Origin of the sequence: uncultured Thiodictyon sp. (genome assembly GCF_903946935.1) — a bacterium.
Classification (GTDB): Bacteria; Pseudomonadota; Gammaproteobacteria; order Chromatiales; family Chromatiaceae; genus Thiodictyon.
The window spans coordinates 1-6,341 of the sequence record NZ_CAJAXH010000302.1; the positions used below are offsets into that span (position 1 = coordinate 1).

At 68.5% G+C, this 6,341-nt stretch carries 7 protein-coding genes; 6 read left to right on the top strand and 1 reads right to left on the bottom strand.

What is annotated here, in order from left to right:
• Window positions 1-207: 207 nt before the first annotated feature.
• Genes QZX93_RS25620 through QZX93_RS25640 form a run of 5 tightly spaced genes read left to right on the top strand, consistent with a single transcriptional unit; the run spans window position 208 to window position 3,584 of the window.
• Window positions 208-465 carry a DUF4400 domain-containing protein gene (locus QZX93_RS25620; protein ID WP_295386115.1) on the top strand — a complete coding sequence of 86 codons (258 nt, stop codon included), beginning with the start codon at window positions 208-210 and terminating at the stop codon, window positions 463-465.
• Complete coding sequence (gene traL, locus QZX93_RS25625; RefSeq protein ID WP_295386103.1) at window positions 360-626, top strand: type IV conjugative transfer system protein TraL; 267 nt, start codon at window positions 360-362, stop codon at window positions 624-626. The genes QZX93_RS25620 and traL overlap by 106 nt, the downstream gene beginning before the upstream one ends.
• Window positions 623-1,234 (top strand): TraE/TraK family type IV conjugative transfer system protein, encoded by a 612-nt coding sequence (locus QZX93_RS25630; RefSeq protein WP_295386105.1) that lies wholly within the window; start codon window positions 623-625, stop codon window positions 1,232-1,234. The genes traL and QZX93_RS25630 overlap by 4 nt, the downstream gene beginning before the upstream one ends.
• The gene (locus tag QZX93_RS25635) at window positions 1,231-2,277 is read left to right on the top strand and encodes a type-F conjugative transfer system secretin TraK (protein ID WP_295386107.1); all 1,047 of its coding nucleotides are present in this window, start codon (window positions 1,231-1,233) and stop codon (window positions 2,275-2,277) included. Before QZX93_RS25630 ends, QZX93_RS25635 begins: the two co-directional genes overlap by 4 nt.
• Complete coding sequence (locus tag QZX93_RS25640) at window positions 2,274-3,584, top strand: TrbI/VirB10 family protein (protein WP_295386109.1); 1,311 nt, start codon at window positions 2,274-2,276, stop codon at window positions 3,582-3,584. The genes QZX93_RS25635 and QZX93_RS25640 overlap by 4 nt, the downstream gene beginning before the upstream one ends.
• A gap of 28 nt (window positions 3,585-3,612) precedes the next feature.
• Here the strand turns inward: QZX93_RS25640 and QZX93_RS25645 are convergent, their stop codons facing one another.
• Window positions 3,613-4,668: an alpha/beta hydrolase gene (locus QZX93_RS25645; protein WP_295386111.1), complete on the bottom strand. Its 1,056-nt coding sequence runs from the start codon at window positions 4,666-4,668 to the stop codon at window positions 3,613-3,615.
• Window positions 4,669-4,848: 180 nt separating this feature from the next.
• Between QZX93_RS25645 and QZX93_RS25650 the strand changes: the two genes are divergently transcribed.
• Window positions 4,849-6,222: a hypothetical protein gene (locus tag QZX93_RS25650; RefSeq protein WP_295386113.1), complete on the top strand. Its 1,374-nt coding sequence runs from the start codon at window positions 4,849-4,851 to the stop codon at window positions 6,220-6,222.
• Window positions 6,223-6,341 lie beyond the last annotated feature (119 nt).

Consider the following 6,341-nt stretch of genomic DNA (forward strand, 5'->3'; position numbering starts at 1 on the left):
TAGCGTAAGCCTCTGATATAAAGGTTCGGCAGAGCAGTAATCGCTCCAAGCCCTGTCAGGGGCTTGTCGATGCGGCTCGTTATGCGACTCTATGACGCCCTACATATCGTCATAACATCATGTAATTTATAAATATGCCGACCTACTGAGATCCCAAAGAGCCGCTTGGACGTGATCTGGGGCGCGCTCGCCCTGGCCCTGCAACGGGTGGCGGTCCTATTTTCCTGGTGGCCGTTCTTCCTGATGCTATTCCTCGCCGCCTGGGGTGACGGCTGGGTCCGCCGGCGCATCCGCCAACACAGCTTTGCCTACGCCAGCCCGCTGGCCCATGCGCTCTCATTGCGGGTGATCGTCTCGAAATGCCGAAATATGTCGATGATCCACCGCACCTGCTGCTGTGGCGCATCGACGACCTGGCGCCCATCGTCCTCATGCTGGTCGTCGGTATCCTGGCCGACCGGCTGAGCCTGTTCCTGCTGATCGGCGTGCTGCTGGTGCGGTTCTACTCCAAGTACCGGGAGAGCCGACCGGATGGACATGCCCTGCACGCCCTGTACTGGTTCGGCCTGCTGCCCATCACGGGACGCACCACGCCGAACCCCTTCTGTCGGCGGTGGTTACCGTGACCCTGCAACGGTTCCTGTCCACCTGGGACGGGGTGAATCGTGAAAACCGTTTCAACCGGTTGTTCATCCTCTTGCTGATCGCGGCGAACATCGGGCTGGCCGTTACCCTGATCAAAACCGACCGCACGGTGGTGCTGGTCCCGCCGACCCTGGAACACGAGGTCACGATCGGGCGCAATTCGGCCAGCCAAGAAGCCAAAGACGTGTGGGCGCTGTTCGTGGTGGAGCTGTTGGGCCATGTCACCCCCAGCAATGCCAATTTCCTGATCACCGCGCTGGACCCGCTGTTGGCGGCGGCGATCCGTCAGGAGGTCCTCAAGGTCCTGGACGAGCAGACCACCGCCATCAAGCGCGAGAACGTCAGTCTCTCCTTTGAGCCCGGCGCCATTACGCATGACCCCAAGAACGACAATATCTACATCACCGGCAAACACGTCACCACCGGCCCCGGTGCGCAACCGGTCGCGATCGAGCGGACCTATGTCCTGCGCATCATTTTCCAAAACTATCGCCCCCGCGTGGCGTACCTGGATGTCTATCCCGGTCCCGCCCGGCTCAGCACCGAGCCGCCGACACCGCCGAGTGCCCCTCGGGGAGACCCATCGTGACCCATGCATTTCCCCGCCGTCTCCTCAGCGCATTGCTCGCCAGCCTCCTGGTGGGTGCCGTGAAGGCGCAGCCCGCCACGGGTATCGAACTCCCGGCGGTCGCGCCGACGGTGCTGCTGGATGGCGGCCAGCAGACCAACACGGAGCCGCCGAAGGCCCCTGCGCCACCGGTCCAACCAGTGGTCCCGGCAGCGGTCCCGGTCCCACCGGCTATCCGGCAGGTCGTTGGCCAGGGGGAGGTGCGGCCGGCCGCCAGTTCCGCCGCCAGTCCCGCCGCGAGTCCGCCATCCGCCGCCCGCTTTCAGCGCGCCGCGCTGGGACCGCGCCCACCCTCCGGCGGGCTGGAACTGGGACCGCGCAACGTCTCGGTCGAGCCCGGGACCACGGCGTTGATCGAGGTGGCGATCGATCATCTGAACCGCATCGTCACCCCCTTTGCCACCCCCGTGGTGCATACCGTGTCCAATGCGAGCACGACCGTCGATGGCCGGGTGGTCTACCTGGCCACGGCCAGCGAAGAGCCGGTCGCGCTCTGGATCACCGATGGCAGCGGCAACGAGACCGCGCTTTCGCTCACCCTGGCCCCGCGCCACGTCCCACCCCGCGAGGTGCGGGTCACCGTCCCCGGGTATCGGCCCAAAGCGCATGCCCCGGAAACCAGTGCCCCGTCGGCCAGCGAGGGGCCAGCCGCGAGCAGCGACGGGTTCGGTGCGGCGGCCTACGTGGAGGGCCTCACCGACCTGTTGCGGGCCATGGCCCAGCGGCGCCTGCCGACGGGCTTCCAGGTCAGTAAGACCACGCCGCCGTCGGTTCGGTGTCTGCCCGGGCTCAAGGTGCTCAACACCCAACTCGCCGAGGGGCCGAGCGCGCGTGTGGTCACGGTGGGCGTGCGTAACACCGGGTCGCGCACTATCCCCGCCAACGAGTCGGCCTGTGATGTCGGTCAGGTGGTGGCAGCGGTCGGTGCCTGGCCGTTGAAGACCCTGACGCCGGGCCAAGAGACCGAAGTGTTGCTGGTCCTGCAGCAGGGCTCCGCGCGATGAGCCTCAAGACGCAGTGGAACGCCCTCTCGCCCAAGGTCCAGCGCTGGGCGATGTTCGCCGCCGCGGGCGGCGGGTTAGTCGCGTTGGCCGCCCTGAGCGTCAGTACCGTCAAGCCGGTGGAGCCGGCGGCTACTCCCCAGGAACGCCTGGTCCGCAACCTGCTCACCGATACCGACCCGCGCACGATGGGGGTCGAGGGGTTGGCCACGCGGCTGGCGCGCATGGAAAAGCATGTCGATGAGCTGAATGACCGCCTGGCGCTCAACAAGAAAGCCGCCGACGCGGCGGCCGCCAGTCCCGCCAGTCCCGCCAGTCCCGGCGATCCCGCCGCCCTTGATCAGCGCCTCGCCATGGACGAACTGAAGAGCGAGGTGGCGGCGCTGCGGCAACAACTGGACGCCGCCAAGCAAGCGCCAACGGTGGTCAATGCGCCGAGCGACCGGGTGCCTGGCCGACTGGCCGAGCCGCTACCGGTGGTCCCAGAGCCCGTCCCCGTGCCGCCACGTCAGGAACGCCCGATCGAGCAGTTGTTCGCCCGCGCACCGTCGCCGACCCTACCCGAGGCGGTGGGGCCTGCCGGGGCGCGGGCGATGGACATTCGCGTCGTGACCGCCGCCCCGCCCAAGGTGGCGAGCGGCCCGGCCGCCGCCGCCAAAGATGCCCTGTTCATTCCCGCCGGGACCATCCTGCGTGGTGTGTTCCTCAACGGGATGGATGCACCCACCGGGCAAGGGGCGCGCACCCAGCCGACCCCCGCCCTGATCCGGATCAAGGCCCAGGCCATCCTGCCGAACCGCTTCCGCGCCGATGTGAAAGAGTGCTTCGTGATCGTCGGGGGCTTTGGGGATTTGGGGTCGGAGCGGGCCTACCTGCGCTCGGAAACCCTGACCTGCGTGCGCACCGATGGCGGCGTGATCGAGGTCCCGATCGACGGTTACGCGGTGGGTGAGGACGGCAAGGTCGGGGTCCGTGGCCGACTGGTGTCCAAGCAAGGCGCCATGCTCGCCAATGCCATGCAGGCGGGCTTCCTCCAGTCCTTCGCGAAAGTGTTCACGCAGGTCCCGACCATCCCCCTGTCGGCGGCGGCCGCCGGTAGTCAGATGCAGTACCAGTCGATGTTCTCACCCCAGGCCGCCGAATCCGCGGTCGCCGGTGGTGTGGGCGGGGCGATGGAGAAGCTCGCCGACTTCTACATGAAGATGGCCGATCAGACCTTTCCGGTGCTCGAAGTCGATGCGGGACGGGCGGTGGAGTTGATCCTGAACAAAGGGGTCTCGCTGCGACTGAGTCGGGATGCGCCGGGGTGATGCGGATGCGCGCTATCCCGATGACGACTCAGCCGGTACAGAAACGGCGCAACCGCGGGCTGTCGCGGGCGATCTCCTCGCCCGATGGCAGGGGGGCCTGCGGGTTCGTCAGCCAGGCGGCGATGTCGTCGATCACCCGTTCCCGTTGCAGGTCCCGGGTCAGCATGTGCCAGCCGTGGGCATAGAGCACCAGCCGCAGGTCCGGGGCCGGGGCGGGCAGATCGCCGAGCACGGCGCAGAAGGCCTCACGGGGGATGATCCGGTCGTGCTCGCCGTAGAGCACCAGTGCCGGCCGCCGCAGATGGGGCGCGGCGGCACGGGCACGGTCCATCAGATTGGTGACGCCCCACAGGGACTCGACGCGGGTCGCCTTGATGATCAGGGGGTCGTCGGCATAGGTGCGCAGCATGGTCAGGTTGTCGGTGGGCGGGCGCTTGAGTCCCTTGCCCGTCAGCTCCAGCCAGGGCACGGTGTTGGCCGCAAGCGTGAGGGCCAGGCGTTGCAGGGGGTTCATGGTGTCGCGCGACCAGACCGCCGGGGCGATCAACACGGTGCCCGCGGTGTCGGCCGGTGCTCCGGCGGCCATGATCGCCGCGGCGCCCATGCTTTCTCCCACCAGGTACAGGGGCAGGCGGGGATGGCGCTGATGCAGCAGCCCGGCGAGGGTGCGCAAGTCCGCGATCAGCTGGTCCGCACCCGCCCAATGGCCGCGCTGTTCGGTAGCACCGAAGCCACGTTGGTCGTAGGCGTAGACGAGGAAGCCGCGGGCGGCGAGCGCGGGGCCGAGCTGCGCGAAGGTGAGCCCAGCGTGCTCATTGAAGCCGTGCAGCGCAAGCACCAAGCCCCGTGCCTTGCCGGGGTCGCCCCAACGGCGCAGCGGTAGTCGATAGCCGTCGTCCATCACGGCCGCTACGGTCGTGAGCTGGGCCGGGCCGCCCGCCGAACGGTGACTGGTCGGCGGTGCCCCGGCGCATCCGACCAGCAGGGCGACTGCGGCCAGGGTCCAGCGCAGCACCGCGCAGCGGCCGCCCACGGCGATGCTCGAATCGGCCGAATCGCTCGGCATCGTCTGTGTGTCGCTCATGTGTCTACTGCCTGCGAATAGGTTAAGTGGCCGGTTTCACCTGCTGCATGGTCCGGCACGGCGATCGATATCAGCGTCGGCGCTGCCGTCACGCCGGGGCGGAGCGACGGCATCGTCGCCGAACGTCCGCCCGCGTTACAGTAGGGGACTCTACAACACCAGACCATCGGAGTAACCGCGGTGCCGAAACAGCCGTCCAATACCCGCCAGACCAAGGGCGGGCAGCCCGAGCCGGCCCAAATCAAGGCCGTGGAGCGACTGCTGGGTGCCCGGGACTATCCGCGGGCCATCGCGCGCGCCCGCACCCTGGTGCAGCAGTTCCCCGATCATGGCGGCGCCAACCGGCTGCTGTTGGATGCCCTAGAGCAGGGCGAGAGTCGGGCGGCCACCACCCTGGCCGCCTACCAGTGGGCAGAACGCCGGCCCCGGAGCGCGCGCGCCCTAGAGGCACTCTACCAGTTGGCGATCGAGGGCCAGCACCTCCTGTTGGCGTACCGGGTCGCGGACCGGCTGCGGGAATTGGGTGCCCTGACTGGGGCCTACCACATTGACCCTGAGGGCCTGGCCGAGATGCTGCAGCAACCCGACGGGACCGCGGCGACTCGCGCGCAGATGGAGCAGTTCGACATCGGCAAGCTGCACATGGACGCCCATGACTTCGCGGGCGCGGCGGGGTTGCTTGATGGTGTCGCCATCACCCCGGCCCGCAACAATCGGGGGTTCGCCCTGTTTCACGCGGGCAACATCACGGAGGCGTTGACCGCCTTCCTGGACGCCTGGCAGCACGACGGGGGCAACCTCTTCGCCCTCGGCTGGGCGCTGCGGCTGCGGCTGTATCTGGGTGACGAGACCGGCGCCAGGGGCTTGGCTGTCCCCTTGGCCCAGGCCCAGGCGCGGCGTGCCGAGGATGCCTACGGCCAGGTCGCCGGCCTGCTGCTGATCCATGAGAACCAAGCCGCCTGGGACGCCTTTGAGCGTGCGGGCCAGGCGGTTTGGGCCGCTGGTGAGACCGGTCCGCTGTTGGCCGAACGGCTCCAACAGGGCGGCGGGGCGGCCAGTCGGCGCGGCGACGCCGAACAGGCGCGGGCGCTATGGCGGCAGGCCCTGGCGCAACGCCCGGGGCTCACAACCGCCGCGGAGGGCCTGGCCGCCCTGCAACGCGATGGCGCGCCCCCGGCCTATCCGGCCCTGTTCGAGTGGAGCCATATGCTCCCCGTCGATTGGGTCAATCGACTATACGCGGCGGACGCCGCGCACCTGGATGCCCGGCTCGATGAACTGACTGCCAGCGACGCCTATCTGGAGACGATCTACCTGGCCGGCGACGCGAGCCTACGGACCTTCGCCACGCAAGTATTGAAGCATCGGCTGCAGCGCGAGTCCGTGGCCCAGCCCCCCGTGGGCGGTCAGCCCGAACGGCACGCGGCCGCCATCGCCCGGGACCTGGCGCGTTTGCCGGTTGGTACCACCCAAGAGCGCCTCGGGCTGCTGAGCGCCCTGCGTGACGCCGGTTTGATGGGGGTCGGCGAGACCCTCACGGCAAATCCGTTCTAGCCCGCCGTGGCTGGCCGTCCCCGCCGACGGCGGGAATTTTCGGTCATGCCCAGGTAGTCGAACACCAGGCGGACGTTGCGTGCCAGGCGCTGGATGGTGGCGGCGACGGTGTCGCGGGA

Bases quoted from the DNA above. Each gene is read 5' to 3' on its own strand.
- traL (WP_295386103.1), top strand. From the start codon at position 360: ATGCCGAAATATGTCGATGATCCACCGCACCTGCTGCTGTGGCGCATC.
- QZX93_RS25640 (WP_295386109.1), top strand. From the start codon at position 2,274: ATGAGCCTCAAGACGCAGTGGAACGCCCTCTCGCCCAAGGTCCAGCGC.
- QZX93_RS25645 (WP_295386111.1), bottom strand. From the start codon at position 4,668: ATGAGCGACACACAGACGATGCCGAGCGATTCGGCCGATTCGAGCATC.